Source organism: Nonomuraea sp. NPDC001699 (assembly GCF_053596455.1).
Genome location: NZ_JBSFGF010000021.1, coordinates 64026 through 88186 on the forward strand (window position 1 = coordinate 64026; position 24161 = coordinate 88186).

Below are 24161 nucleotides of genomic sequence, written 5' to 3' on the forward strand. Positions count from 1 at the left end.
GGGGGTTACCTTCCTTGGTTGGTTGGCCGGAGCCGCAGCCCCTGCATGCCGCCGTCGACCGCGAGCGCGGTGCCGGTGGTCGAGGCGGCCTCGGGACCCGCCAGATAGGCGATCGCCGCGGCGACCTCCTCGGCGCTGACCAGACGGCCCATGGGCTGCCGGGCGTTCAGCGCCGCTCGTTCGGCCTCGGGATCGTCGGCCGAGTCGAGCAGCCGCCCCACCCACGGGGTGTCGGCGGTGCCCGGGTTGACGCAGTTGACGCGGATGCCCTCGCGGACGTGGTCGGCGGCCATGGCGAGGGTCAGCGACAACACCGCGCCCTTGGTCGCGCTGTAGAGCGCCCGGTCCGGCAGCCCCGCGGTGGCCGCGATCGAGCAGGTGTTGACGATGGCCGCGTGCCGCGACTCGCGCAGGTACGGCAGCGCCGCCCGGCTCACCCGCACCATGCCGAACACGTTGACGTCGAAGACCTTCCGCCACTCCTCGTCCGGGTTGTCCTCGACCGTGCCCTGGGCGCCGACGCCCGCGTTGTTGATCAGGATGTCGATGCCGCCCAGCCGCTCGGCGGCCTCGGCCACCGCCGCGCGCACGGACGCGTCGTCCGCCACGTCCGCCTTGATCCCGACGAACGGGTCGCCGGGCGGGACGAGGTCGAGGCAGGCGACCTTCATGCCGCGCGCCACGAGCAGGGTGGCGGTGGCCAGGCCGATGCCCGAACCGCCGCCGGTCACGATGGCCTTGAGTGTCATGACGCGGACCTCCAGACCTCGCCGTCGGGGAACGTGTGGGCGGTGATCGACGCCGTGTGCATCTCGGCGCTGAAGCCGGGCGCCATGGGGGCGGCGTAGCGGCCGTTGTCGATGACGACGGGGTGCACGAAGTGCTCGTGGAGGTGGTCGACGTACTCGATCACGCGGCCGTCCATCGTGCCGGTGACGGCCACGTAGTCGAACATCGACAGGTGCTGCACCAGCTCGCACAGCCCGACGCCGCCCGCGTGCGGGCAGACCGGCACGCCGAACTTGGCCGCGAGCAGCAGGATCGCCAGGTTCTCGTTGACCCCGCCGACCCTGGCCGCGTCGATCTGCAGGAAGGAGATCGCGCCGGCCTGGAGGAGCTGCTTGAAGACGATGCGGTTCTGGACGTGCTCGCCGGTGGCGACCGGGACCGGCCTGATGCCCTCGGCGATGGCGGCGTGCCCGAGCACGTCGTCGGGGCTGGTCGGCTCCTCCACCCAGTGCGGCCGGTACGGGCTCAGCGCGCCGACCCACTCGATGGCCGAGGCGACGTCCCAGCGCTGGTTGGCGTCGATCGCGATCGGGTAGTCGGGGCCGCAGACCTCGCGGGCCACGCGGAAGCGGCGCAGGTCGTCGTCGAGGTCGGCGCCGACCTTGAGCTTGATCTGGCCGAAGCCCTGGTCGAGCGCCTCCTTGCAGAGGCGTCGCAGCTTGTCGTCGTCGTAGCCCAGCCAGCCGGGGGAGGTGGTGTAGGCGGGGTAGCCGGTCTCGATGAGCCGCTGGATCCGCTCTTCCTTCCCCCCTTCCGCGTTTTTCAGGATCTGGAGGGCTTCGTCCCGGGTGAGCGCGTCGCTCAGGTAGCGGAAGTCGATCAGCCCGACGATCTCCTCGGGGGACATCTCGGACAGCAGCCGCCACACCGGCTTGCCCGCCCGCCTGGCCTTCAGATCCCACAGGGCGTTGACCACGGCGGAGATCGCCATGTGCATGACGCCCTTCTCCGGCCCCAGCCACCGCAGCTGCGAGTCGTTGACCAGCTCCTTGTACAGGGCGCCCAGGTCTTCGACGTCCCGGCCGAGCACGTACGACTCAAGCGCCCGGATCGCCCCGGTCTGCACGTCGTTGCCGCGCCCGATGGTGAACGCGAACCCGTGCCCCTCGACCCCGTCGTCGGTCCTCAGCACCACGTACGCCGCGGAGTAGTCGGGGTCGGGGTTCATCGCGTCCGACCCGTCCAGCTCGCGCGAGGTGGGGAAGCGCACGTCGTGCGTCTCCAGCGCGACGATTCTGTACGACATCAGCCCTGCCCCACCGTCTGGCGCTGGCGGCCGAGCCCGTCGATCTCCAGCTCCATCACGTCACCGGCGCGCAGGTACGGCTGTCCGGGGATGCCCATCGCGACCCCGGCCGGGGTGCCGGTGTTGATCACGTCACCGGGTTCGAGCACCATGAACCGGCTCAGATAGCGCACGATCTCGGCCACGTCGAAGATCATGTCCTTGGTGGCGCCGTCCTGGCGCTGCTCGCCGTTCACCCAGAGGCGCAGCCCCAGGCTCTGCGGGTCGCCGACTTCGTCCGCCGTCACCAGCCAGGGGCCCAGCGGGTTGAACGTCTCGCACGACTTGCCCTTGTCCCACTGACCGCCGCGTTCGAGCTGGAACTCACGCTCGGAGACGTCGTTGGAGATCGCGTATCCGGCGATCACGTCGAGGGCCTCCTCCCGGCTGTCGAGGTAGCGGGCCTGCTTGCCGATGACGACCGCCAGCTCCACCTCCCAGTCGGTCTTCACGCTGCCACGCGGCACCAGCACCTCGTCGTACGCGCCGATCACGGTGTTGGCGGCCTTCATGAACACCACGGGCTCGGCGGGCGGCTCGGCGCCGGACTCGGCGGCGTGGTCGCGGTAGTTCAGCCCGATGCAGACCACCTTGCCCGGACGGGCGATCGGCGCGCCCACCCGCAGCCCGGCGGCGTCGACGACGGGCAGGTCGCCACGCTCCAGCGCGGCACGCACGCGCGCCACTCCCCCGGAGGCGAGAAAAGCCCCGTCGATCTCGGGCTCCCCGATGTCACGCAGGGTGCCGGAGGCGTCCATCACCACCGGCCGCTCCTGCCCGACAGGTCCCACTCGCAGCAGCTTCACACCGCACCCTTCAGTCATTCATCGGATGTCTGTGTCTCAGATGCTGCTGCGGGATGGCGGCGCATGTCAAGGGCGTCCAGCGGGATACATCCGATCCGTAACCTGAACCCACACCTCGAACCCCAAGCAAACCACCCAACCCAGCCCCCACAGCTCCGACGGCTTCCTCTTCTCTGCCGATCACCTCGCCTTGGAAAACATCGGACGTGCCTCAGAGGTGCGCCGCTCGGCGTGGAACGGGGGCTGGGGGCCCTGTGCGGTGGTCGTCTCGCACGTGCGCCCGCGGGCACTACACCGGGACGACACCCCTTCCCACGCTCGCTCCCCTGCGTCGTGGCCGGAGCAGCAGCAGCCCGGTGACGGTGAGCGCGCAGGCCGGGATGACGAATTGCACGCCGTGGTGGAGGGGCCTCGTCGGGAGCAGAAGGTGGCCGGTGTGCACGCCGACCGCCATCCACAACGTGCCCGTACGCGCCCGCGCCGCCGCGCACGCGAAGCCGAGTGCGACGGCCTGGAGCACGTAGAGCAGGCGTTCGGCCGGTGAGCGCCTCGCCCTCCGCCTCAGGGCCACCGACCACCCCACCCCTGACCGCCCCCCGGAGGACGGGCGAGAGGACGGCAGTCAGGGGTGGCGTTCTGCGGGGTTACATCGAGGTGTCCGGTCGGACGGGAGCTCGGGGCCGACCGGGGCTACTTGACGGGCGTACAGTGGCGTAATAGAACACGTTTCAGTACATATAAAACAAGCGCTTGATCAAGAGGTGACCGCGAGTGCATATCGACCTCGTCGACAGGGACCGTTACGCGACTTCCGGCCCACCCCACGAACAGCTCGCCTGGCTCCGCACCAACTCCCCCGTCCACTGGCACGAGGGCGAGCCCGGGTTCTGGGCGGTCACCCGCTACGAGGACGTCGTGCACGTGTCCCGCCACTCCGAGCTGTTCTCCTCGGCCAAGAAGCTCGCCCTCTTCGACGAGATGCCCGAGGACCAGATCGCCCTCCAGCGGCTGATGATGCTCAACCAGGACCCGCCCGAGCACACCAGGCGGCGTTCGCTGGTCAACCGCGGCTTCACCCCCCGGACGATCGGCGCCCTCGAACAGCACATCCGCGACATCTGCGACGACCTCCTCGACAAGTGCTCCGGCGAGGTGGACTTCGTCACCGAGGTCTCCGCCCCCCTCCCCCTGTACGTGATCTGCGAGCTGCTCGGCGCCCCCGCGACCGACCGCGACAAGCTGTTCTCCTGGTCGAACCGCATGATCGGCGCCCAGGACCCCGACTACGCCGCGACGCCCGAGGAGGGCTCCGGCGCGGCCATGGAGGTGTACGCCTACGCCAACGAGCTCGCGGCGCAGCGCAGAGCCAGCCCCAAGGACGACATCATCACCAAGCTCCTCCAGCCCGATGAGAAGGGCGAAAACCTCAGCGAGGACGAGTTCGACCTCTTCGTCCTGCTGCTGATCGTCGCGGGCAACGAGACCACCCGCAACGCGGCCTCCGGCGGCATGCTGGCCCTCTTCGACCACCCCGACCAGTGGGACCGCCTGGTCGCCGACCCCACGCTGGCCAGGACGGCGGCCGACGAGATCGTCCGGTGGGTGTCGCCGGTCAACCTGTTCCGGCGCACCTCCATGGCCGACCAGGTGCTCGGCGGGCAGCCCGTCAAGGACGGCGACAAGGTCGTGGTCTTCTACTCCTCCGCCAACCGGGACGCCTCCGTCTTCCCGGACCCGGAGGTCTTCGACATCGGGCGCACGCCCAACACGCACATCGGGTTCGGCGGCGGCGGCGCGCACTTCTGCCTCGGCAACCACCTCGCCAAGCTGGAGCTGCGCGTGCTGTTCGAGCAACTGGCCAGGCGCCGCCCGCGCATCCGCCAGGCCGGCCCGGCCCGCCGCCTGCGCTCGAACTTCATCAACGGCATCAAGGAGCTGCCGGTCACGATCGCCTGACCCTCCCGTAGGCACCGGGAACGCCCTCACGAGAAGCGCCGGTGCCGGGGATGGCGGTGGGTCCTGCGGCGGGCCGCGCGGATCTGGCGAAGGACGTGGACAGTGCCCTCCGGGCCCGGTTGCCAGCCTTGCTGGATCAGCGCGTCGGCGACGTGGCGGAGAAGGCCGGCGATCTGGCCGGGGATGACGTCGCGGCGTACGGCGATCACGCGCCAGCCGAGCCTCCGCAGCTCGGCGCGGCGGTCGTCGTCGCGCCGCCGGTCCTCGGGCGAGGTGTGGTGCTCCCGGCCGTCGTACTCGACCCCCACCTTGTACGGCTCCCACCCCAGGTCGAGGTAGGCCCGCCTGCCGCCGCCCAGGTCCACGGCGAGCTGCGTCGTGGGCCGGGGGAGGCCGCCGTCGACAAGGATGACCCGCAGCCAGCTCTCCCGGGGCGAGGCGGCACCCGCGTCGGCCAGGCTCAGCGTGTCGCGCAGCCGCCAGGAGTTGAGCGGACGACGCCACAGGGCCTCCATGTCGACCCCCAGCCGGGCGAACTGGTCGAGCGCCGCCACGGCCTCCGGACGCGGCAGCGACCGGGCGCAGTCGAGGGCCGTGCGCGCCATGGTGGTGAGCCGGACGCCCCGATGGTCGGTGACGTCGTCGGCGGGCAGCTCGCCCACGTACGTGACGCAGCCGGGGATCGCCAGGTGAGCGGGGGCGATCACCTCTACCGGCCAGTCGGCCTCCTGGACGGAGGGCACGCTCAGGCCCCAGACATGTGCGGCCGTCTGCCGGCAGGCGACGGCCTGCCGGCAGGACCGGGTGATGCGCTCGGCGCGGCCGAGCAACGAGAGTGAGCCGTTCACGGGCCCAGGGTGACGGCCTTCCCCAGGCCCCCGCAGAGCCGAGCCACGTTCTGTGGAAAACCAGCGAACTCCGCGCCCTCCCGAAGCCCGCCCGCCCAACCGGCGCCCACCCCACGTCAGCGCGGAGGCTGATCGGTCCAGCCTGCGGTGACCCAGACGAAGCTCGGGCCCCACGCCACTCCCCCGTCGCCGCCGTAGAGGTAGTTGGTCCGGATCACCCGGGCGCTCGCAGGGTCGACGACCGTCCTGATCTCGGGGCCGCCGTCGGGGTTGGGGAACCGCAGCTCCTGCCCGTCCTCGACCTCGCCCGCGTTCTCGACCCCGGGTGTCGCGGCGAGTGCCCGGAACGCCGCGGACCGGACCTCCGGCGGCGCCGGCAGCTCCGAGATCAGCGCGACCAGTGAGAACAGCGGGTCACCACGCTGCTCGGAGGAGGTCATGGCGCGGGCGAGCCCGGGAAGGGCGGCGATCCGGGCGATCAGGGCGGCCGGCTCCGTCGGCAGCCCTTCGAGCTCCTCGATGCTCACCTCGGCCCCCTTGAGCCTGAGCGGGTTCGGGTCGGGCACGACGACACCCGCGGGGGCGTCCGGCCGGCCCCTGGACCAGCGACGCCCGTCCCGCGTCGTCCAGCTCTCCCGTGAGGGGATGTCGGCGTCCCGGTACTCGCGGGTGACGTGCCAGTACCGGCCGGCGCCCTCGGGCGTACGCTCGGCGCTGGCGGCGGCCATGAGCAGGACGTCCTTGCCCGAGGCCGGTGTGCCGGCAGGCGCGATCACGCCCGTGGCGAGCACCGTGACGACAGCGGCGGCGGCGGCCAGGGCGAGCGACGGCACGAGCCACCCCGTCCGCCGCCGCGCCGTACGGCCGCGCATCCTGTCCTGGAGGCGGCCCCTGCTGCGCGCGATCGCCTCGGTGGCCGGTTCGGGCTTGGCCAGCAGGGTGGCGAGCTCGTTCAGGTCATCCATGAGCGGTCTCCTTGTCGACAAGGGCGTGGATCTTCGCGCGCGCCCGGCTGAGCCGGGAGCCGACCGTGCCGGCGGCGATGCCGAGCGCCTGGGCCACCTCGTCGTAGCTGAGCTGGCCCAGGGCCACGAGCAGCAGGACGTCGCGCTCGCCCCCGGACAGCGCGGCGATCGCCCTGGCCAGGTGGGGCTGCATGCGCTGGGCAGCGACGGAGGCCACGACCCGGTTCTCATGGCCTTCCACGGCGGGTTCCGTGCCCAGCCGGGCCAGCGCCCGGTAGTGGCGGACCTCCTTGCGCCGGTGCCTGGCGATCAGGTTGGTGGCCAGGCCGAACAACCAGGGCCGCAAACCCCCGCGTTCCGGGTCGAACCGGTCGCGCTGGTCGAAGGCCAGCAAGAACGTCTCGGCCGTGATGTCCTCGGCGATCTGCGTGTCCAGCCGGCCGGCGACGTACAGGTAGATGTCGCGGTAGTGGCGATCGTGCACGATGGTGAACAGCTCGGGGTCCCGCCGGTACCGGGCGACCAGCTCGGCGTCGGTCAGCTGTTCGCCCGCTTCGGCGATCACGTTGTCGTCTCCGTCATCAGGCGCCTTCACGAAGTGGTGGACTGTCACCCATCCTTCGCCGCAGGCCCGGATCGTCTTCCGCGCGTCCCGCCGCCGGTCAGGAAGTCAGCGCGCGGAGGGCGGGCAGCACCTCCCCGGCCAGGCGCTCCGCCTGGGCGCGCGGGTCGGGGCCGACCGGCGTGAAGTTCATCGACGTGAACCCCATGGCCACGAACTCCGCCAGGCGGCCGGTCACCTCCGACGCCGAGCCCGCGACCATCCCGTCCCCCTCGGCGGCGGCGCCGATGCGGAAGGCGACGTTGTACACGCACTCGACCGGGCGACCGGCCGACAGGACGCGCTCCCTCATGGGCGCCGCCCGTTCCGGCGGCGCGAACCCCAGGGAGGGGATCCAGCCGTCGGCCAGCCGTCCGGTGGCGTCGAGGGCGCGCGGTCCGTACGTGCCCAGCCAGATCGGGATGGGGCTGAGGGGCTTGGGCTCGATGGTGGCCCGATCGGTGTGGTAGCGAGAGCCTTCGTACGTGAAGTGCGATTCGGACCAGAGGCCGCGGATGACGTGGATGGCCTCCACCATGCCGTCCACCTTCTCGCGGGGTGTGGGCACGCCCAGCCCGAACGCGCGGAACTCCTCGTCGGAGTAGCCGCCCCCGAGCCCGAGGATCAGCCGGCCGCCGGAGAGCCGGTGCAGCGTCTCGGCCATCTTGGCGACCATCGCCGGCGGCCGGTACGGCACCCCCAGCACCCGCGTCGCCACCCTGATCCGCGAGGTGGCGGCGGCCACCCAGGTCAGCATCGTCCACAGCTCGTACGTCGGCTCGCTCCCGCAGGGATGGTCCGAGGCCGAGACGAAGTCGAAGCCCAGCTCCTCGGCCGCGCGAGCGTCCCCCACAGGATCGGCCCCCGGCCCCGCCGAGGTCGATATGCCCAGTCCGAACACGACGTGCCTCCTCCAGATTGGTTTACATGTAAACCTAGAGCTGAGGTCGGTTACACGTCAACTAAACTCCGGGGACATGGAGCCCAACTGGCTGGACGACGCCGAGTTCCGGGCCTGGATCGGCTACCGCAGGATGCGCCTGCTGCTGGATGCCCAGGTCAGCCGCGACCTCGCGCGCGACTCAGGGCTGTCGGCCCCCGACTACGACGTCCTGTCCGCGCTGACCTCCGCGCCCGACCACCGGTGGCGTCTCACCAGGCTGGCCGACCGGATGCTCTGGTCGAAGAGCCGCCTCTCGCGGCACATCTCGCGGATGGAGCAGCGCGGGCTCGTCACGCGCGAGGGCTTCGAGGGGGACGGGCGCGGCGCCGTGGTCGTGCTGACCGAGGGAGGGCTGCGGGCCATCCAGGAGGCGGCGCCCGCCCATGTGGCGTCCGTCCGCAGGCACTTCATCGACCTGCTCTCACCGGAGCAGATCGAGGTGCTCGCGACGATCGCCGAGACCGTCCTCGACCACCTGCCGGACGCCGATCACGACAAACCCGGCTGAACCGCTCAGGCCTCGACCCACATCGGACGCCAGTCCGGCACCTCGTGGAAGCGCCGCAGCTCCGCCACCCCGGACAACATCCCGCCCCAGGCCGCGTACGGCGGGCGCTCGGCGTCGAAGCCGCTCTGCACGAGCGTCAGCCGCGTCCGGCCGGCGGACCCGGCGAGCTCCCACGAGCTCACCCCCGGGCCGCCCCAGTCGACGGAGAACCGGCGCTCCGGCTCCAGCTCCAGCACCTTGGCCGGCGACGGGTCGTTCGCGAACCCGCCCATGGCGAACCGGCCGCCGACGTACGGCTCGATCTCGATCGGGAACCCGAACCACTTGGTGACCGTCTCCGAGTCGATCAGCGACTCGAAGACCTGGGCGGGCGCCGCGTCGATGGTGACCTCGGCGCGCAGCTCGCGCGCGGTGAAGTCGACGCGCGGCGTGAGCGGCCGGCCCTCGACGTGCTCGGCCAGGCTGGCCAGGACCTGGTACCAGTACGTCTGCAGCACGCCGCGGATGCTCGCGCCGGTGACGACGTCCTGGAAGTCGTAGTGCGACTGCGACACCGAGACGATCGTCGCCGACTCGCCGTCCTCCTCGACCGTGATGCCGGCGGTCGTCTCGACCCCGTCCAGCAGCCAGGCGAACTGCACACTGCGGTCGTCGGCCGACAGCACCCGCTGGTGCGGCGCGTCGCCCTCCGGCGTCGTACGGCCCCAGAACTCGAACCGGTCCGGCAGGTCCACCTCGGCGTGCTCGGCCAGCCAGACGCGCGCCGCGGCCGAGTCGGTCAGCGCGTGCCACACCTCCTTGACCGGCGCGTGGACGCGGACCTTCGCGATCATCGGCTCACTCATGCTCTTCTCCCTTGGGGTAACAGGCGACGGCGAGCTTGAAGGCGTCACCCTCAGCGCCGCCGTAGCGAGTGAAAAGCTCCTGCAGCATGCCCTGCAGGTCGTTCAGGAACTGCTGGCGGCTCTCCGGACGTACGTGGATCTCTCCGGACAGGCCGATGGACGGCAGCTCGGGCGCGTCCCGGTCGAGCGCGGCGATGTCGGCCTGGACCTCCTCCATGAGGTCGAGCAGGTAGCCCAGGCTCAGCTCGTCGCGTGCCCTGCGCAGCCCGATCCGCCCGACCAGCCGCGGTGACAGCCAGTACGAGCGGGCGCCGGCCTGGTAGATGCCCTCGTGGATGCCGCGCACCTTGCGCTCGGACACCAGGTCCACGAGGCCCGCCTCAACCAGCCGCTTGACGTGGTAGTAGACCCGCTGCGGCGTCTGCCCGAGGCGTTCGGCGACCTCCGAGCACGTGCGCGGCTCGGCCAGTTGCCTCAGCACCTCGACCCGCTGCGGCTTGAGCAGCGCCTCGGCCTGCTCGATCTGCTCCAGATACAGGACATCTCTCATCGCAAAACCAATCTTTTACGTAAAAATCCTCTTTGTCAATGGGATCCACGGGATCGCCGTGAGAACTCAGAGGGCCCACAGAGCGCCGCGTGACGGCGGGTCACCGGTGAAGGGTCAGCGGCCGTGCCCCTGGAGGGCCCTCAGCCGCAGTACGGCGGATGGCCCGACCACGCGAAGCCGTGAAGAGACAGCAGAACCCGCACCGGAACAGGCGGCCACAACCGCACAGACCCCGGGAAACAACGACCGGAAGCAGTCCGGTCTACGGCCAGGAGCTGTCCTGGTCGGGGTCGCCGCCGGCGGAGAGGAGGCGGAGGTCGCTCTCGACCATCATGGCGACCAGCTCGTCGAACGACACGCTCGGCTCCCACCCCAGCTGCGCCCGCGCCTTCTTCGGGTCGGCGCACAGCAGGTCCACCTCCGCCGGCCGGTGCAGCGCCTGGTCGACCACCACGTGCCGCTCCCAGTCCAGCCCGGCGGCCGTGAAGGCGGCCTCCACCAGCTCGCGCACCGACTTCATCCGCCCGGTGCCGATCACGTAGTCCTCGGGGCTGGCGGCCTGCAACATCAGGTGCATCGCCTTGACGTAGTCGCCGGCGTAGCCCCAGTCGCGACGCGCCTCCAGGTTGCCCAGCCGCAGCTCCGTGGCCAGCCCGAGCTTGATCCGGGCCACCCCGAGCGTGACCTTCCTGGTCACGAACTCCGCGCCGCGGCGCGGCGACTCGTGGTTGAACAGGATGCCCGACACCGCGAACATCCCGTACGACTCGCGGTAGTTCTGCGTGAGGAAGTGCCCGTACGCCTTGGCCACCCCGTACGGCGAGCGCGGGTGGAAGGCGGTGCGCTCGGTCTGCGGCGTCTCGGTGACCTGCCCGAACATCTCCGACGACGAAGCCTGGTAGAAGCGGATCTGCCCCGACGGCGACGATCCCCCACCCCTCGACACGCCCGAACACACCCGGATGGCCTCAAGCATCCGCAGGACGCCCATCCCGGTCACCTCGGCGGTCAGCTCGGCCTGCTCCCATGACATGGGCACGAACGAGATCGCCCCCAGGTTGTACACCTCGTCGGGTTGAACGCGTTCCACCGCGGAGATCAGCGACCCCTGGTCCAGCAGGTCACCCCGTACCACCTGGACGTCGGCGAGCAGCTTGCGCATGCGCGAGACGCGCGGGTTCGCCTGTCCGCGGGCCAGCCCCCACACCTCGTACCCCTGGTCGAGCAGGTGCTCGGCCAAGTAGGAACCGTCCTGGCCGGTGATGCCGGTGATCAGAGCGCGCCTGGCCAAGGGGTCCTCCAACTATCACGTAGGTACGGTGGCCCGCACCGCGTCCCTTTGGGACGGGAATGTACAGCTAAGCGCCTGGACGCAGCACCAAGCCACCTAGAACATGTTTCACCGAACCACGCTCGGTTACCTTAATGTCGCAGTTCGCACGGCCTGTGGAGACTGTTGTGAACAATTCCAGGTGACCTACCGAATGGTAGCCTTCTCGGACTAAGGTCATCTTTCACGGTACACGCCCGCCTCTTGGGGCCTTACCGCAGAAAACATGGGCCTACCGGCGGAGAAAGGGGTGTCCGTGAGCGAGGCGCTGCGGATCGCGCTGCTGTCCTATCGCAGCAAGCCCACCTGCGGCGGGCAGGGCGTCTACCTCCGGCACCTGAGCCGTGAACTGGTCGCGCTCGGTCACCACGTCGAGGTGTTCTCCGGACCGCCCTACCCCGAGCTGGACGAGGGCGTCGTCCTGCGCAAGGTGTCCAGCCTCGACCTCTACCGGGACGAGGACCCGTTCAGGACGCCGAAGCTGGCCGAGTACCGCGACTGGATCGACCTCCTGGAGGTCGGCACCATGTGGACGGCCGGCTTCCCCGAGCCGCTGACCTTCACCCTGCGCGCCTACCGCGAGCTGAAGAAGCGGGTGGGCGACTTCGACGTCGTCCAGGACAACCAGACCCTCGGCTACGGCCTGCTCGGCATCCAGAAGCTGTTCCCCGTGGTCGGCACGATCCACCACCCGATCAGCGTCGACCGGCGGATCGAGCTGGAGGCCGCCACCGGCTACAAGAAGCTCACCATGCGCCGCTGGTACGGGTTCGTGAAGATGCAGTCCCGCGTCGCCCCCAGGCTCAGCCCGATCCTCACCGTCAGCGAGTCGTCGCTGGCCGACATCCACCGGGACTTCAACGTCCCGCAGGCCAACATGCGGCTGATCCCGCTCGGCGTGGACACCCGCTACTTCCACCCGCGCCCGGACAAGCCGCGCCGCAAGGGCTCGATCGTCGCGGTCGCCAGCGCGGACTCGCCGATGAAGGGCGTGGCCACGCTGCTGCGCGCGGTCGCCAAGCTGGCCACCGAGCGCGACGTGAACCTGACCGTCGTCAGCAAGCCCACCCCCGGCGGCCCGACCGAGCGGCTCGTCCAGGAGCTCTCGTTGCAGGACCGGGTGCGTTTCGTGCACGGCATCTCCGACGACGAGCTGGGCGAGCTGATCGCCACCTCGGAGATCTCGGTGGTCCCTTCGCTGTACGAGGGCTTCTCGCTGCCCGCCGTCGAGCACATGGCCTGCGGCACGCCGCTGGTGGCCAGCCGTACGGGCGCGCTGCCCGAGGTCGTGGGCGACGCGGCCGTCCAGGTCCCGCCGGGTGACGCCGAGGAGCTGGCCGCGGTGCTGCGCCGCCTGCACGACTCCCCCGAGGAGCGCGAGCGGGTGGGCAAGGCCGGCTACGACCGCGTCATGGAGCGCTACACCTGGCACGTCGTCGCCAAGCGGACGGTCGAGGCGTACCGCGAGGCGATGGCGGCGCACAAGAGCCGCCGCTGACCCCCGTACGAAAAGCCCCAAGAGCTGATCAAGGAGAAGCGACAAAGTGCTGACCGTGGACTTCGACCGGCTCCCCGTGGGCCCCGGCGTGCGTGTGCTCGACCTGGGCTGCGGCGGCGGCAGGCACGCCTTCGAGGTGCTGCGCCAGGGCGCCGACGTCGTCGCCTTCGACATGGACCAGTCCGAGCTGGACAACGTGGCGGCCATGTTCGTGGCGATGGACAAGGCGGGCGAGGTGCCGCTGGGCGCGACCGGCGAGACCGTCCAGGGCACGGCGCTGGACATGCCGTTCGAGGACGGCGGCTTCGACCGGGTCATCGCGGCCGAGGTGCTGGAGCACATCCCCGACGACATGGCGGCCATGCGGGAGATCTTCCGCGTGCTCAAGCCGGGCGGCACCGCGGCGATCACCGTGCCGAGCTTCCTGCCCGAGCGCATCTGCTGGGCCCTGGACGAGGACTACCACACCGCGCCGGGCGGCCACGTGCGGATCTACACGCTGGCCGAGCTGTCGGCCAAGCTCAAGTCCGTCGGCTTCGAGATCGGCCCGCACCACCACGCCCACGGCCTGCACGCGCCCTACTGGTGGATCAAGTGCGCGGTGGGCGTCAACAACGACGACCACCCGGTCGCCAAGGCGTACCACGAGCTGCTGGTGTGGGACATCATGAAGCGGCCGGCCGCCACCAGGATCGCCGAGGCGCTGCTCAACCCGCTCATCGGCAAGAGCGTGGTCCTCTACGTCAAGAAGCCATGATCTCCCGCGAGGAGGTCGTCCGCACGGCCCTCAGCATCGCGGCCATCCAGCAGGACGACGGCGGCGTGCCCTGGCCCGAGGGGCACGTGGACGCGTGGAACCACGTCGAGTGCCTGATGGGCATGTGCGTGGCCGGGCTGGCCGAGCCGGTGCGGCGCGGCTGGGAGTGGCTGGCCCGCCACCAGCGCCCCGACGGCTCCTGGCCGATGAAGCTGCTCGACGGCGTGGCGGCCGAGGCGGGCGGCGAGTCCAACCACGCCGCCTACGTGGCCGCCGGCGTCTGGCACCACCATCTCGTCACCGGCGACCGCGAGCACGCCGAGCGGTACTGGCCCATGGTCAAGGCCGCCCTCGACTACGTGGTGGGCCTGCAGACCGAGCGCGGCGAGATCGTCTGGGAGCGGGACGCCCACGGCCGGCCCGCGGCGTACGCGCTGCTGACCGGGTGCGCCTCGATCCACCAGGGTCTGCGCTGCGGCGTGCTGCTCGCCGACCACCTGGGCGACCCGCAGCCGCACTGGGAGCTGGCCGCCGACCGGCTCGCCCACGTGCTGTCGGCGCACCCGGAGGCGTTCGCCGACAAGAGCCGGTTCTCGATGGACTGGTACTACCCGGTGCTCGGCGGCGCCGTACGCGGCCGGCAGGCGTTCGAGCTGCTGGAACGCGAGTGGTCCACGTTCGTGGTGCCGGGACTCGGCATCCGGTGCGTGTCCGACCAGCCGTGGGTGACCGGGGCCGAGACGTGCGAGCTGGTGCTGGCCCTGGACGCCATGGGCGACCGTACGCGGGCCGCCGCGCTCTTCGCCGACGTGCAGCACCTGCGGCACGAGGACGGCTCGTACTGGACCGGCTGGCAGTTCGTCAACCGCAAGCACTTCCCGCACGAGCGTTCCGGCTACACCGCGGCCGCGGCCATCCTCGCCGCGGACGCGTTGCAGCGCCTCTCCCCCGGTTCCGGGCTGTTCCGCGACATCGCGGGCACGTCGGTGTCCGATCCGGAGGCGTGCGGGTGCGTGGAGCGGCAGTCCTTCAGGCCGGCGCCCCCCGGCTGACCCGCCGGAGAGGGCGCAAGGGCTTTTGCGGGTTCTTTGCCGGGGACATCCGGTGCGCCGCCGGTGAACGGCGCAATGGGGTTACTAGCTTCGTGTCTGGCCGTAGGAGGCGTCTTCGGGGGAAGCGTGGGCGACACGGGCACAACAGCGTTCTTGGACCAGGTCAGGATCGAGCCGACACTGTCCCCGGCGAGGGGGCTGCGGAGGTTTCTGACCAAGGATCCTTCGGAGTCCGATCTGAGCCGGCGCAGGTTCCGGTCGCGCGCCGGGGCTCCCCGAACAGTCTTCGCGGATGCCGAAAAGTCGTACGTATTCGGCTTCAACGCGGTGATGTCGCGGGAAGTCGAGAAGATCGAAGAACTATCACCTGAGCAGCGGCCTTACGGCTACGAGGGCGCGGCGGCGGCCTGCACCGTGCTCGACCTGCTCACCCTGACCCGGGGCCGGCGCCTTCACGAGCTACTGGCCGGCCCCGCCCAGCATCACCGCCACGCCGCGTACGTCGGCGCCGGACGCGGCTACGCGCTGCTGCGGCTGCGTCCGGTCTGGGGCGCGCGGCGGGCGCACCCGCTGATGCGCTGGCTGGCCGTGGACGGCTTCGGCTTCCAGTGGAGCCTGTCGCGCGCCGACCGCATGGTCGGCCGCAGGAGCATGCCCGACCTACTCACCCGCGCCCACTGCGCGGTCTTCGACCAGGGGCTCGGACGGCTGCTGTGGTACCACGACTGCGCCTCGCCGGACGACGTCGGCGCGCGGATCGCGAGCTTCCCGGCGACGCGACGGGCCGACCTGTGGAGCGGCGTGGGGTTCGCGGCCACGTACACGGGCGGCGCCGACAGCGACGAGCTGTGGTGGCTGACCGAGCACGCCGGGGCCGACGGCTTCCGCGCCCACCTCGCGCAGGGCTGCGCCTTCGCGGTCACGGCGCGGCTGCGGTCGGGGGCGCTGCCGGACCACGCGCGGCTGGCCGTGCCGATCCTGGCCGCCGTCGCGCCCGACGAGGCCGCCGCGTGGACCGACCAGGCGCTCCTCGCCCTCGGCCACGACGCCCACACGCACGAGGACTTCCAGCGCTGGCAGGCCCACACCCGCAGGTCGTGGAACCGCCGCCACCGCGGCTAGACGCGTTCCGGAACGCTTCTGCCCGGATGCCAGGTCCGACGCGTTCGAGGACGCGCGGCGAGCCCTCGGCTAGATGCCCGGGGCCACGCGTTCGAGGACGCGCAGCGAGCCCTCCACCGACACCTCGCGGAAGGCGCCCGACGCGAGGGCCCGCAGGTAGACCCGGTACGGCGCCTGCCCGCCGTCGGCCGGGTCGGGGTAGATGTCGTGGAAGACCAGCGCGCCGCCCTCCATGACGTGCGGCGCCCAGCCCTCGTAGTCGCGGGTGACCGGCTCCTCGGAGTGGCCGCCGTCGATGAAGAGCATGCCGAGCGGCGTGTTCCACAACGCGGCCACCCGGTCGGACCGCCCGACGACGGCGATCACCTCGTCCTCCAGCCCGGCGGCGGCGATCGTGGCGCGGAAGACGGGCAGCGAGTCCATCCGCCCGAAGCGCGGGTCCATCAGCGTCGGGTCGTGGTGGGCCCAGCCCGGCTGGATCTCCTCCGAGCCCCGGTGATGGTCGACGGTGACGACCACCGAGCCGACGTGCCGGGCCGCCGCGCCGAGGTAGATCGCCGACTTGCCGCAGTAGGTGCCGATCTCGCAGACCGGGCCGCGACCGCCGTACCGGCAGGCCGCCTCGAACAGGGCCAGACCCTCCTTCGGCGGCATGAATCCCTTGGCGTGCTCCGCTGCGAGGAGCAGCTCCGGCGGCATCGTCATAGGCATGCACCCTAGCCGAACCGAACAACATTCCAGCGACCTCTTGCCGTGCTTCTTTGCAACCTGTTCTACTTGGCACGTGAATCAGCGCGCTCGCATCGCGATGTCCGACGACGAGGTCACGGCGTTCCTGGAGGGTTCGCGGAAGGTCCAGCTCGCGACCATCAACCCCGACGGGACACCGCATCTGGTGACCATGTTCTACGGGCTGGACGAGGGCCGCATCGCCTTCTGGACGTACGGCAAGGCGCAGAAGGCACGCAACCTGGCCCGCGACCCGCGGGTGAGCTGCCTGGTCGAGGCGGGCGACGACTACGACGAGCTCCGGGGCGTCCTGGTGTACGGCGTCGCCGAGCAGGTGGACGACCGCGACCGCGTGCTCGGCATCGGCATGGCGATCGCCCGCAGGATGACGCCGGGCGTCCCGGACGACCTGCTGAGCCCGTACGTCGAGCAGACCGGGAGGAAACGGATCGCCTACGTCGTCGAGCGCACCAAAGTGGTCTCATGGGATCACAGGAGGCTCACATGAAGGTCAAGGTCGATGAACTGGTCTGCGAGGCCAACGCCGTGTGCATGGGCCTCGCGCCCGAGGTGTTCGAGGTCGATGACGACGACCAGCTCCACATCCTGCTCCCCGAACCACCCCCCGAAATGCGGGACCGCGTCCGCAGCGCGGTCAGGTCCTGCCCGAAAGCCGCCCTGTCGCTAGAGGACTAGCCGTAGCCGGAGGAGGAACCCCATGCGCGCCGCGATCCTGCACGCCGTAGGCAACGACAAGCTGGACATCCGCGACGACATCACCCTGGCCCCCGTCGGGCCGACCGATGTCCGCGTACGGATCAGAGCCACAGGCGTGTGCCACTCGGACCTGTCGGCCATGTCCGGCGTGCTTCCGCAGCCGGTGCCGCTGGTCCCGGGCCACGAGGGCGCGGGCGAGGTGGTCGAGGTGGGCGAGCACGTCACGTCGGTCGCGCCGGGCGACCACGTCGTGATCAGCTGGCGCCCGGCCTGCCAGACCTGCGACCTGTGCGTGGGCGGGCAGCCGTACATGTGCATGAAGTACGTCATCGAGTCCTTCAGCAAGGGCAACTTCCGCTTCGGCGGCGACAACGCGACGGCGTTCGGCATGGCGGGCTGCGGCACCTGGGCCGAGGAGGTCATCGTGCCCTGGCAGGGCGCGATCAAGATCGACGAGGACGTGTCGTGGGAGGCGGCGGCCCTGATCGGCTGCGGCATCACGACCGGCGTCGGCGCGGCGATCAACACCGCCAGGGTGCGTCCCGGCTCCACGGTCGCGGTGATCGGCTGCGGCGGCGTCGGCCTGTCGGTCATCCAGGGCGCCCGCCTCTCCGGCGCCAGGACGATCCTCGCCATCGACCCGCTGGAGTCCAAGCACGCCCTGGCCAAGAAGGTCGGCGCGACGCACGCGATCACGCCCGAGCAGGTCCCCGAGGCCCTGAACGAACTGACCGGCGGCAGCGGCTTCGACTACGGCTTCGAGGTCGTCGGCAAGGCGGCGACCATCCAGAGCGCCTGGCAGATCACGCGGGCGGGCGGCGACGTGGTCGTGGTCGGCGCCGGCGCGGTGGACGACATGGTCTCCATCTCCGCCTTCAGCCTGCTGTTCGAGGGCAAGAAACTGCTGTCCAGCCTGTACGGCGAGGCCGACGTGCGGCACGACTTCCCGTACTTCGCCAAGCTCCACAAGGCGGGGCAGCTCGACCTGGAATCGCTGATCAGCGCCCGCATCCGGCTCGGCGACCTGAACGACGCCGTCGCAGCCCTGCGGGGCGGCGAGGTGCTGCGCCAGATCGTCATCATGGACTGACACCGCCCCCCGGCCCGCCGAGGCCGGAAACCGGGCCCCCGGTTTCCGGCCTTCGCGGTCGCGGCGCGATCGGCGACCCTGGTCGCATCCCCTTGCTGTCGCAGCCCATTGCTAAGGAAACTTTCCTAATAGATACTCCGGGTTGAGTGCCCACACCCCCCAAGGAGTATCCATGCTTCGTCGCGGCCTCGCCCTGCTCTCGCTCGCCTCCGCCGCCCTGCTCGCCGTCGCGGCGCCCGCCCAGGCGGCCGTCGTGGACGTGCCCTTCGGGCCGCTCTCGATCGGCGACTACTGTCACGCCAAGGTCAACTCGGCCTCGTGGATCGGCTTCTACGAGTCCGGCGGCCTGCGCTGCTACACCGAAGGCCCCGGCGGCACCAGGGCCTACGCGGGCTCCGGAGACCCCTACCTGGCCTGCAAGTTCCTCACGACGGACGTGGTGATGTCCGCGCTGCGCGGCACGTCCGACGCCCTGATCTGCCGCGTCGTCCGCTGACCGCCCCCGGCGGCGGCACGGCCTCGGGAGCGGCCCCCGCCCCCACCGTGCCGCCCCGGCCGTCAGGCGTCACCGGGGGCAGGGTTTTCCCTCGTGGGCGGCCTTGGCGGCCAGCGTGATGACCGAGTCGAGCTTGTCGCGCGCCTTGACCAGCTCGCCGATGCGGTCCTCGATGCGGCTCCGCTCGGCCGAGAGCCGGCCGAGCAGCTCCGGGGTCACCTGGCCGCTCTCCACGCACGGCATCAGGTCCACGATCGACCGGCTCGCCAGGCCGGCCGCGTAGAGCTGCCTGATCAGCCAGACGCGTTCCACCGCGCTCTCGGGGTAGTGCCGCTGGCCGCCGGAGCTGCGTTCGGAGACGAGCAGGCCCTGCTCCTCGTAGTAGCGCAGGGCCCGTACGCTCACGCCCGCCCTGGTGGCGAGCTCGCCGATGCGCATGGCGGCTCCCGCCGTGATCCTGCTCACAATACTTGCCTCTCACGTCAACGTCAGGTTTTAGCGTATCCCCGAACCCGACACCGACCTGCCAGGAGGCAGTCATGGACATCTCCGGATCCGTCGCCCTCGTGACCGGCGCCAATCGCGGCATCGGCCGCCACTTCGTCACCCAGTTGCTGGAGCGGGGGGCGAAGAAGGTGTACGCCACCGCCCGCAGGCCCGAACTCGTCGACCTCCCGGGCGTCGAGGTGCTGCGCCTGGACATCACCGACCCGGCCTCCGTGTCGGCCGCCGCCGAGGCCGGCCAGGACGTCACCCTGCTGGTCAACAACGCGGGCATCGCCTACAGCGCCGCCAAGGCGGCCGCGTGGAGCCTGACCAACGGCGTCCGCCTCGAACTGCGCGCCCAGGGCACCCTCGTCACCGGCGTGCACCTCGGCGCCGCCGACACCGACATGATGGCCGGCTACGAGGGCCCGACCCTCGACCCCGCGGACGTGGCCGGGGCCGCGCTCGACGGCGTCGAGGCCGGCCGGTGGGAGGTGGTCGTGGACGAGTGGAGCCGCACCGTCAAGGCGTCCCTGGCGGCCGACCCCGGCCTGTTCTACGCGCTCTGAGCGCGCGGCGGGGCCGACCGTCGAGGGCGGCTCAGGACGGCAGGAGAGTGTCGAGGGGGACGGCGGGGTCGGCGAGCCCGGCCCGGTCCACGGGCTTGCGGGAGCGGATGAGGGCCTGGGTGTGGTCGGTGACGTCCCAGACGTTGACGTTCATCGCGGCCAGCACCTTGTCCTCCTCGTCCAGCCAGAACGCGATGAACTCGCGGGCGTCCAGGTCGCCGCGCACCACGACGTCGGGGGTGTGGCCGGGCGGGATGTGGCCGACGTACTCCATGCCCAGGTCGTACTGGTCGGTGAAGAAGTAGGGCAGCTTGTCGTAGGCGTCCTCCCGGCCGAGCATCGCGCGGGCGGCGGTGGCGGGCTGGTTGAGCGCGTTCGCCCAGTGCTCGACCCGGACGTGGTGGCCCAGCAGCGGGTGGTAGGCGTTGGCGATGTCGCCGGCCGCGAAGATGTCGGGGTCGGAGGTGCGCAGGTCGGCCCCGACCTTGACGCCGTCCTCGACGGTCAGCCCGGCGGCCCGCGCGAGGGCGGTGTCCGGGTCGGCCCCGACGCCGGCCACGACGACGTCCGCCTCGACGTGGGCGCCGCCTTCGAGCAGGACCCCCGAGTCGGTGATCTCGGCGGGGCGGGCGTCGAAGAGGAAGTTCACGCCGTGCTCGCGGTGCAGCGCGGTGAACACCTGGGCGACGTACGGCCCCAGCACGCGCAGCAGCGGCGCGGACGCCGTCTCGATCACGGTGACCTCGGCCCCGGCGGCCCGCGCCGCGGCGGCCACCTCCAGCCCGATCCAGCCGGCTCCGAGGATCGCGACGCGACCGGCGCGGGCCAGGGTGGCGCGCAGGCGTTCGCTGTCGTCGACGGTACGCAGGTACAGCACGTCGGACCGGTCGGCCCCGGGGATGCCGGGACGGCGCGGCCGGGAGCCGGTGGCCAGCAGCAGCTTGTCGTAGCCGAGCCGCTCGCCGCCGGTGAGCGTGACCTGGTGGCCGCCGGGGTCGATGGCGGTGACCTCGACGCCCAGCCGCAGCTCGACGTCGTGCTCGGCGTACCAGGAACGGTCGTGGACGAAGATCTTGTCGCGTTCGGCGCCGCCCTGGAGGTAGTCCTTGGACAGCGGCGGCCGCTCGTACGGCAGATGGGTCTCGCTGCCGACCAGCACGAGCCGGCCGTCGAACCCCTCCTCGCGCAGGGCCTCCGCGGCCTTGGCGGCGGCGAGGCCGCCACCGGCGATCACGATGGTCACGGGTTCGGGCATGGTCGGATCTCCTCTTCCTGTCCTGGACGACGGGCTCGGCGCCCGGACGGGGCCGGGCATCGACGCGATGATCGCGGCGCACCTCAGCTCTTACCCACACCGAGCGCGCTGAGCCCGCCGCCGGCCCCGGCGTGTGCCGGGACCCGGGTTCGGGCAAGGGTTGCGCATTGGCCGGTCCGCAGCCGGGCGGGCGCTCTATCTTGGGACCCTCCAGCTCCGCCGGAGCGGCGACGTGGTCGGGGAAGGCGTCTGATGGTCGCAGCCATCGCCAGGGTCCATGGCCTGTCGGCAGCGCTGGTCCCGTGCGCGTACGGGGCCGCGGTGCTGACGCTGACCTGGCTGACCCAGGACGGGAACCTGGGCGACGTGATGTACGGGGACCTCGCCATGATCGTCATGGCCTTCCCGCTCTACCTCGCCGCCGGCCCCCTGAACGGCACACTGCTCCAGGCGGTCCGTCCGAGGCCGTACGACGACCCCGCCTACGGATGGGACTACCCCTACAGCTGGGACTACGTCCTCATGGCGTGGCCGGGGGTCGTCATGGCGGCCCTGCTGGCGGTCCTGCTGGCACGCCGGCGCACCCGTACGGCGGGCCGGGTGCTCGGGTGGCTCTCGGCCGCGGCCGTCACCCTGGTGGGGGTGGCGACCACCTTCGACGGCTGGGGGCCGCGCCGGCCGTTCGGGTGGCCGTTCCTCGTCTACGGGCTGGCGATGATCATCGGGTTGATGACCGCGCGGAGCCCGGCCACGAAGAAGACCGCCACCCCGGACGTCTAGCCCGGCCCCCCGGGGGCCGGGCGTCCTACGTGGTGGAGAAGGCCGCGTCGAAGGACGTGGCGGGCGGCGTGATGGAGTTGAGCCTCCTGATGTACCCCAACGCCTCCCGGGCCCCGTCCAGCCGGTCCATGCCCGCGTCCTCCCACTCGATCGAGATCGGGCCGTCGTACCCGATCGCGTTGAGCGCCCGGAAACAGTCCTCCCACGGCACGTCCCCGCGTCCGGTGGAGACGAAGTCCCAGCCCCGGCGCATGTCCGCCCAGGGCAGGTGCGACGACAGCCGCCCCTTCCGCCCGTCGCCGATCCGCACCCGCGTGTCCTTGCAGTCCACGTGGTAGATCCGGTCCTTGAAGTCGAGGATGAACGCCACCGGGTCCAGGTCCTGCCACACCATGTGCGACGGGTCCCAGTTCAGCCCGAACGCCGGCCGATGCCCGATCGCCTCCAGCGTCCGCTGCGTCGTGTAGTAGTCGTAGGCGATCTCGCTCGGGTGGATCTCGTGCGCGAACCGCACCCCCACCTCGTCGAACACGTCGAGGATCGGGTTCCAGCGGTCGGCGAAGTCCTGGTACCCGGCCTCCACCATCGAGGCCGGCACCGGCGGGAACATGGCCACGGTGTGCCAGATCGACGACCCCGTGAACCCCACCACCGTGTCCACGCCGAGCGCCGCCGCCGCCCTGGCCGTGTCCTTCATGTCCTCGGCCGCTGCCCGCCGTACGGACTCGGGGTCGCCCGAGCCCCAGATGCGCGCGGGCAGGATCGCCTTGTGCCGCTCGTCGATCGGATGGTCGCAGACGGCCTGGCCGACGAGATGGTTGGAGATCGTCCACACCTTCAGGCCGTGCTTGTCGAGCTGGGCGCGCTTGTGCTCCACGTACGACGGGTCCGCCACGGCCTGCGCCACGTCGAAGTGGTCACCCGAGCAGGCGATCTCCAGGCCGTCGTAGCCCCATTCGGCCGCCAGCCTGCACACCTCCTCGAACGGCAGGTCCGCCCACTGCCCGGTGAACAGCGTTACTGGTCTCATCAGTCCTCCACAGGGGTGTACCGGCTGCCGTCGGCCGCGCTCGCCTCCACCGCCGCCAGCACGCGCTGCACCCGCAGCCCGTCGGCGAACGACGGCGAAGGGTCGGTTCCGGCCGCGACGGCCTCCAGGAAGTCCTTGATCTCGTGGGTGAAGGTGTGCTCGTAGCCGAGCCCGTGCCCCGGCGGCCACCACGCGCCGACGTAGGGGTGGTCGGGCTCGGTGACCAGGATCCGCTCGAACCCGCCCCCGCCCGCGCTGAACCACAGCTCGTTCATGGACTCGAAGTCGAACGCCAGGCTGCCGAGCTGCCCGTTGATCTCGATGCGCATCGCGTTCTTGCGCCCGGTCGCGAACCTGGTGGCCTCGAAGGAGGCCAGCGCGCCGCCCGACATCCGCCCGATGAACAGCGCGGCGTCGTCGACGGTGACCACCCCCCGCTCCTCGGTACGCGAGCCGCCCAGCCCCGCCGACTCCCTGGCCAGCGGACGTTCCTTGACGAACGTCTCCGTCAGCCCCGACACGCCCACCACGTGCTGGCCGGTGACGAACTCGGCGGCGTCCACGATGTGCGAGCCGATGTCGCCCAGCGCCCCCGCGCCCGCCTTGTCCTTCTGCAACCGCCACACCAGCGGGAACTCCGGGTCCACGATCCAGTCCTGGAGGTACTGGGCCCGTACGTGCCGGATCTCGCCGAGCCTGCCCTCCTCGACGTACCGGCGGGCCAGCGCGACCGCGGGGACCCGCCGGTAGTTGAAGGCCACCATGCTCCTGCCCGGCGCCTCGGCCGCCGCCGCGACCATGGCCTCGGCCTCGGCGACGGTGTTGGCCAGCGGCTTCTCGCAGATCACGTGCTTGCCGGCGCGCAGCGCGGCGACGGCGATCTCGGCGTGCGAGTCACCCGGCGTGCAGATGTCGACGATCTGCACATCGTCCCGCCGTACGAGCTCTCTCCAGTCCGTCTCGACGTCGGCCCAGCCGAGCCGGGCCGCCGCGGCCGCGGTGTGCTCCTTCGACCGGCCCGCGAGCACCGCCATGCGCGGCGTGAGCGGCAGGTCGAAGAACGCGCCGACGCTCCGCCACGCCTGGGAGTGGACGCGGCCCATGAACGCGTAGCCGATCATGCCCACGCCGATGGTGGTCTTGTCTGACATGCA

At 71.2% G+C, this 24161-nt stretch carries 28 protein-coding genes; 12 read left to right on the top strand and 16 right to left on the bottom strand.

Annotated elements, in window-relative coordinates; genetic code table 11:
• Positions 1-5: 5 nt before the first annotated feature.
• The 4 genes from ACWCSU_RS40670 to ACWCSU_RS40685 form a co-directional block, all read right to left on the bottom strand.
• A complete protein-coding gene (locus tag ACWCSU_RS40670; RefSeq protein ID WP_357697424.1) occupies positions 6-749 on the bottom strand; it encodes an SDR family NAD(P)-dependent oxidoreductase in 744 nt (247 codons plus the stop codon).
• Positions 746-2035 (bottom strand): L-fuconate dehydratase, encoded by a 1290-nt coding sequence (locus tag ACWCSU_RS40675; protein ID WP_449942044.1) that lies wholly within the window; start codon positions 2033-2035, stop codon positions 746-748. The genes ACWCSU_RS40670 and ACWCSU_RS40675 overlap by 4 nt, the downstream gene beginning before the upstream one ends.
• Positions 2035-2880: a fumarylacetoacetate hydrolase family protein gene (locus tag ACWCSU_RS40680; protein ID WP_357697421.1), complete on the bottom strand. Its 846-nt coding sequence runs from the start codon at positions 2878-2880 to the stop codon at positions 2035-2037. Before ACWCSU_RS40680 ends, ACWCSU_RS40675 begins: the two co-directional genes overlap by 1 nt.
• 289 nt (positions 2881-3169) lie before the next feature.
• Positions 3170-3451 (bottom strand): hypothetical protein, encoded by a 282-nt coding sequence (locus ACWCSU_RS40685; RefSeq protein ID WP_449942045.1) that lies wholly within the window; start codon positions 3449-3451, stop codon positions 3170-3172.
• Positions 3452-3651: 200 nt separating this feature from the next.
• Here ACWCSU_RS40685 and ACWCSU_RS40690 point away from each other — a divergent pair, with 200 nt between their 5' ends.
• Positions 3652-4836, top strand: a complete 1185-nt coding sequence (locus ACWCSU_RS40690; protein ID WP_449942046.1) for a cytochrome P450 — start codon at positions 3652-3654, stop codon at positions 4834-4836.
• 26 nt (positions 4837-4862) lie between these two features.
• On the opposite strand, the gene ACWCSU_RS40695 is transcribed toward ACWCSU_RS40690, so the two are convergent.
• The 4 genes from ACWCSU_RS40695 to ACWCSU_RS40710 form a co-directional block, all read right to left on the bottom strand.
• The gene (locus tag ACWCSU_RS40695) at positions 4863-5684 is read right to left on the bottom strand and encodes a hypothetical protein (protein ID WP_449942047.1); all 822 of its coding nucleotides are present in this window, start codon (positions 5682-5684) and stop codon (positions 4863-4865) included.
• Positions 5685-5800: 116 nt separating this feature from the next.
• Entirely contained in the window at positions 5801-6649 is an 849-nt protein-coding gene (locus ACWCSU_RS40700; protein WP_357697413.1) for a CU044_5270 family protein, read from the bottom strand.
• Positions 6642-7214: an RNA polymerase sigma factor gene (locus ACWCSU_RS40705; RefSeq protein WP_357697411.1), complete on the bottom strand. Its 573-nt coding sequence runs from the start codon at positions 7212-7214 to the stop codon at positions 6642-6644. Before ACWCSU_RS40705 ends, ACWCSU_RS40700 begins: the two co-directional genes overlap by 8 nt.
• 97 nt (positions 7215-7311) lie before the next feature.
• Positions 7312-8151, bottom strand: a complete 840-nt coding sequence (locus tag ACWCSU_RS40710; protein WP_357697409.1) for an LLM class flavin-dependent oxidoreductase — start codon at positions 8149-8151, stop codon at positions 7312-7314.
• Between the two features lie 76 nt (positions 8152-8227).
• On the opposite strand from ACWCSU_RS40710, the gene ACWCSU_RS40715 reads away from it, so the two are divergent.
• Entirely contained in the window at positions 8228-8701 is a 474-nt protein-coding gene (locus ACWCSU_RS40715; RefSeq protein WP_364085357.1) for a MarR family winged helix-turn-helix transcriptional regulator, read from the top strand.
• 5 nt (positions 8702-8706) lie between these two features.
• Here ACWCSU_RS40715 and ACWCSU_RS40720 read toward each other — a convergent pair whose 3' ends face one another.
• From ACWCSU_RS40720 to ACWCSU_RS40730, 3 genes are all read right to left on the bottom strand, one after another.
• A complete protein-coding gene (locus ACWCSU_RS40720; RefSeq protein ID WP_357697406.1) occupies positions 8707-9546 on the bottom strand; it encodes an SRPBCC family protein in 840 nt (279 codons plus the stop codon).
• Entirely contained in the window at positions 9539-10096 is a 558-nt protein-coding gene (locus ACWCSU_RS40725) for a helix-turn-helix domain-containing protein (RefSeq protein ID WP_449942048.1), read from the bottom strand. Before ACWCSU_RS40725 ends, ACWCSU_RS40720 begins: the two co-directional genes overlap by 8 nt.
• A gap of 262 nt (positions 10097-10358) precedes the next feature.
• A complete protein-coding gene (locus tag ACWCSU_RS40730) occupies positions 10359-11387 on the bottom strand; it encodes a GDP-mannose 4,6-dehydratase (protein WP_357697402.1) in 1029 nt (342 codons plus the stop codon).
• A 265-nt stretch (positions 11388-11652) separates the two neighbouring features.
• On the opposite strand from ACWCSU_RS40730, the gene ACWCSU_RS40735 reads away from it, so the two are divergent.
• From ACWCSU_RS40735 to ACWCSU_RS40750, 4 genes are all read left to right on the top strand, one after another.
• Positions 11653-12924, top strand: coding sequence for a glycosyltransferase family 4 protein (locus ACWCSU_RS40735; protein ID WP_364085369.1), 1272 nt, complete (start codon positions 11653-11655; stop codon positions 12922-12924).
• Between the two features lie 46 nt (positions 12925-12970).
• Positions 12971-13681, top strand: a complete 711-nt coding sequence (locus ACWCSU_RS40740; protein ID WP_357697398.1) for a class I SAM-dependent methyltransferase — start codon at positions 12971-12973, stop codon at positions 13679-13681.
• The gene (locus ACWCSU_RS40745; protein ID WP_449942049.1) at positions 13678-14733 is read left to right on the top strand and encodes a prenyltransferase; all 1056 of its coding nucleotides are present in this window, start codon (positions 13678-13680) and stop codon (positions 14731-14733) included. The genes ACWCSU_RS40740 and ACWCSU_RS40745 overlap by 4 nt, the downstream gene beginning before the upstream one ends.
• 75 nt (positions 14734-14808) lie before the next feature.
• Positions 14809-15855 (top strand): DUF1702 family protein, encoded by a 1047-nt coding sequence (locus ACWCSU_RS40750; protein WP_449942084.1) that lies wholly within the window; start codon positions 14809-14811, stop codon positions 15853-15855.
• A gap of 69 nt (positions 15856-15924) precedes the next feature.
• Here ACWCSU_RS40750 and ACWCSU_RS40755 read toward each other — a convergent pair whose 3' ends face one another.
• Entirely contained in the window at positions 15925-16566 is a 642-nt protein-coding gene (locus tag ACWCSU_RS40755; protein WP_357697392.1) for a class I SAM-dependent methyltransferase, read from the bottom strand.
• Between the two features lie 73 nt (positions 16567-16639).
• On the opposite strand from ACWCSU_RS40755, the gene ACWCSU_RS40760 reads away from it, so the two are divergent.
• From ACWCSU_RS40760 to ACWCSU_RS40775, 4 genes are all read left to right on the top strand, one after another.
• The gene (locus tag ACWCSU_RS40760; RefSeq protein ID WP_357697390.1) at positions 16640-17092 is read left to right on the top strand and encodes a pyridoxamine 5'-phosphate oxidase family protein; all 453 of its coding nucleotides are present in this window, start codon (positions 16640-16642) and stop codon (positions 17090-17092) included.
• On the top strand, positions 17089-17280 hold the full coding sequence (locus ACWCSU_RS40765) for a ferredoxin (RefSeq protein ID WP_357697388.1): 192 nt from the start codon (positions 17089-17091) through the stop codon (positions 17278-17280). Before ACWCSU_RS40760 ends, ACWCSU_RS40765 begins: the two co-directional genes overlap by 4 nt.
• A 22-nt stretch (positions 17281-17302) precedes the next feature.
• On the top strand, positions 17303-18391 hold the full coding sequence (locus ACWCSU_RS40770; RefSeq protein ID WP_357697386.1) for a Zn-dependent alcohol dehydrogenase: 1089 nt from the start codon (positions 17303-17305) through the stop codon (positions 18389-18391).
• 172 nt (positions 18392-18563) lie between these two features.
• Positions 18564-18887: a hypothetical protein gene (locus ACWCSU_RS40775; protein ID WP_357697384.1), complete on the top strand. Its 324-nt coding sequence runs from the start codon at positions 18564-18566 to the stop codon at positions 18885-18887.
• A gap of 69 nt (positions 18888-18956) precedes the next feature.
• Here ACWCSU_RS40775 and ACWCSU_RS40780 read toward each other — a convergent pair whose 3' ends face one another.
• Positions 18957-19325, bottom strand: coding sequence for a MerR family transcriptional regulator (locus ACWCSU_RS40780; RefSeq protein WP_357697768.1), 369 nt, complete (start codon positions 19323-19325; stop codon positions 18957-18959).
• Positions 19326-19426: 101 nt separating this feature from the next.
• Between ACWCSU_RS40780 and ACWCSU_RS40785 the strand changes: the two genes are divergently transcribed.
• Positions 19427-19942 (top strand): SDR family NAD(P)-dependent oxidoreductase, encoded by a 516-nt coding sequence (locus tag ACWCSU_RS40785; protein ID WP_449942050.1) that lies wholly within the window; start codon positions 19427-19429, stop codon positions 19940-19942.
• Positions 19943-19973: 31 nt separating this feature from the next.
• Here ACWCSU_RS40785 and ACWCSU_RS40790 read toward each other — a convergent pair whose 3' ends face one another.
• Positions 19974-21197, bottom strand: coding sequence for an NAD(P)/FAD-dependent oxidoreductase (locus ACWCSU_RS40790; protein WP_449942051.1), 1224 nt, complete (start codon positions 21195-21197; stop codon positions 19974-19976).
• A gap of 252 nt (positions 21198-21449) precedes the next feature.
• On the opposite strand from ACWCSU_RS40790, the gene ACWCSU_RS40795 reads away from it, so the two are divergent.
• The gene (locus tag ACWCSU_RS40795; protein WP_357697379.1) at positions 21450-21977 is read left to right on the top strand and encodes a hypothetical protein; all 528 of its coding nucleotides are present in this window, start codon (positions 21450-21452) and stop codon (positions 21975-21977) included.
• A gap of 25 nt (positions 21978-22002) precedes the next feature.
• Here the strand turns inward: ACWCSU_RS40795 and ACWCSU_RS40800 are convergent, their stop codons facing one another.
• Positions 22003-23010, bottom strand: a complete 1008-nt coding sequence (locus ACWCSU_RS40800; RefSeq protein ID WP_449942085.1) for a sugar phosphate isomerase/epimerase family protein — start codon at positions 23008-23010, stop codon at positions 22003-22005.
• Positions 23007-24158 carry a Gfo/Idh/MocA family protein gene (locus ACWCSU_RS40805; RefSeq protein WP_449942052.1) on the bottom strand — a complete coding sequence of 384 codons (1152 nt, stop codon included), beginning with the start codon at positions 24156-24158 and terminating at the stop codon, positions 23007-23009. The genes ACWCSU_RS40800 and ACWCSU_RS40805 overlap by 4 nt, the downstream gene beginning before the upstream one ends.
• Between the last annotated feature and the right edge of the window lie 3 nt (positions 24159-24161).

What these genes read in the sequence shown, in the direction of transcription:
- ACWCSU_RS40670 (WP_357697424.1), bottom strand. Translation starts at nt 749, where the DNA reads ATGACACTCAAGGCCATCGTGACCGGCGGCGGTTCGGGCATCGGCCTG.
- ACWCSU_RS40675 (WP_449942044.1), bottom strand. Translation starts at nt 2,035, where the DNA reads ATGTCGTACAGAATCGTCGCGCTGGAGACGCACGACGTGCGCTTCCCC.
- ACWCSU_RS40700 (WP_357697413.1), bottom strand. Translation starts at nt 6,649, where the DNA reads ATGGATGACCTGAACGAGCTCGCCACCCTGCTGGCCAAGCCCGAACCG.
- ACWCSU_RS40715 (WP_364085357.1), top strand. Translation starts at nt 8,228, where the DNA reads ATGGAGCCCAACTGGCTGGACGACGCCGAGTTCCGGGCCTGGATCGGC.
- ACWCSU_RS40720 (WP_357697406.1), bottom strand. Translation starts at nt 9,546, where the DNA reads ATGAGTGAGCCGATGATCGCGAAGGTCCGCGTCCACGCGCCGGTCAAG.
- ACWCSU_RS40725 (WP_449942048.1), bottom strand. Translation starts at nt 10,096, where the DNA reads ATGAGAGATGTCCTGTATCTGGAGCAGATCGAGCAGGCCGAGGCGCTG.
- ACWCSU_RS40735 (WP_364085369.1), top strand. Translation starts at nt 11,653, where the DNA reads ATGGGCCTACCGGCGGAGAAAGGGGTGTCCGTGAGCGAGGCGCTGCGG.
- ACWCSU_RS40745 (WP_449942049.1), top strand. Translation starts at nt 13,678, where the DNA reads ATGATCTCCCGCGAGGAGGTCGTCCGCACGGCCCTCAGCATCGCGGCC.
- ACWCSU_RS40750 (WP_449942084.1), top strand. Translation starts at nt 14,809, where the DNA reads ATGGGGTTACTAGCTTCGTGTCTGGCCGTAGGAGGCGTCTTCGGGGGA.
- ACWCSU_RS40755 (WP_357697392.1), bottom strand. Translation starts at nt 16,566, where the DNA reads ATGCCTATGACGATGCCGCCGGAGCTGCTCCTCGCAGCGGAGCACGCC.
- ACWCSU_RS40765 (WP_357697388.1), top strand. Translation starts at nt 17,089, where the DNA reads ATGAAGGTCAAGGTCGATGAACTGGTCTGCGAGGCCAACGCCGTGTGC.
- ACWCSU_RS40770 (WP_357697386.1), top strand. Translation starts at nt 17,303, where the DNA reads ATGCGCGCCGCGATCCTGCACGCCGTAGGCAACGACAAGCTGGACATC.
- ACWCSU_RS40775 (WP_357697384.1), top strand. Translation starts at nt 18,564, where the DNA reads ATGCTTCGTCGCGGCCTCGCCCTGCTCTCGCTCGCCTCCGCCGCCCTG.
- ACWCSU_RS40780 (WP_357697768.1), bottom strand. Translation starts at nt 19,325, where the DNA reads ATGCGCATCGGCGAGCTCGCCACCAGGGCGGGCGTGAGCGTACGGGCC.
- ACWCSU_RS40785 (WP_449942050.1), top strand. Translation starts at nt 19,427, where the DNA reads ATGGACATCTCCGGATCCGTCGCCCTCGTGACCGGCGCCAATCGCGGC.
- ACWCSU_RS40790 (WP_449942051.1), bottom strand. Translation starts at nt 21,197, where the DNA reads ATGCCCGAACCCGTGACCATCGTGATCGCCGGTGGCGGCCTCGCCGCC.
- ACWCSU_RS40795 (WP_357697379.1), top strand. Translation starts at nt 21,450, where the DNA reads ATGGTCGCAGCCATCGCCAGGGTCCATGGCCTGTCGGCAGCGCTGGTC.
- ACWCSU_RS40805 (WP_449942052.1), bottom strand. Translation starts at nt 24,158, where the DNA reads ATGTCAGACAAGACCACCATCGGCGTGGGCATGATCGGCTACGCGTTC.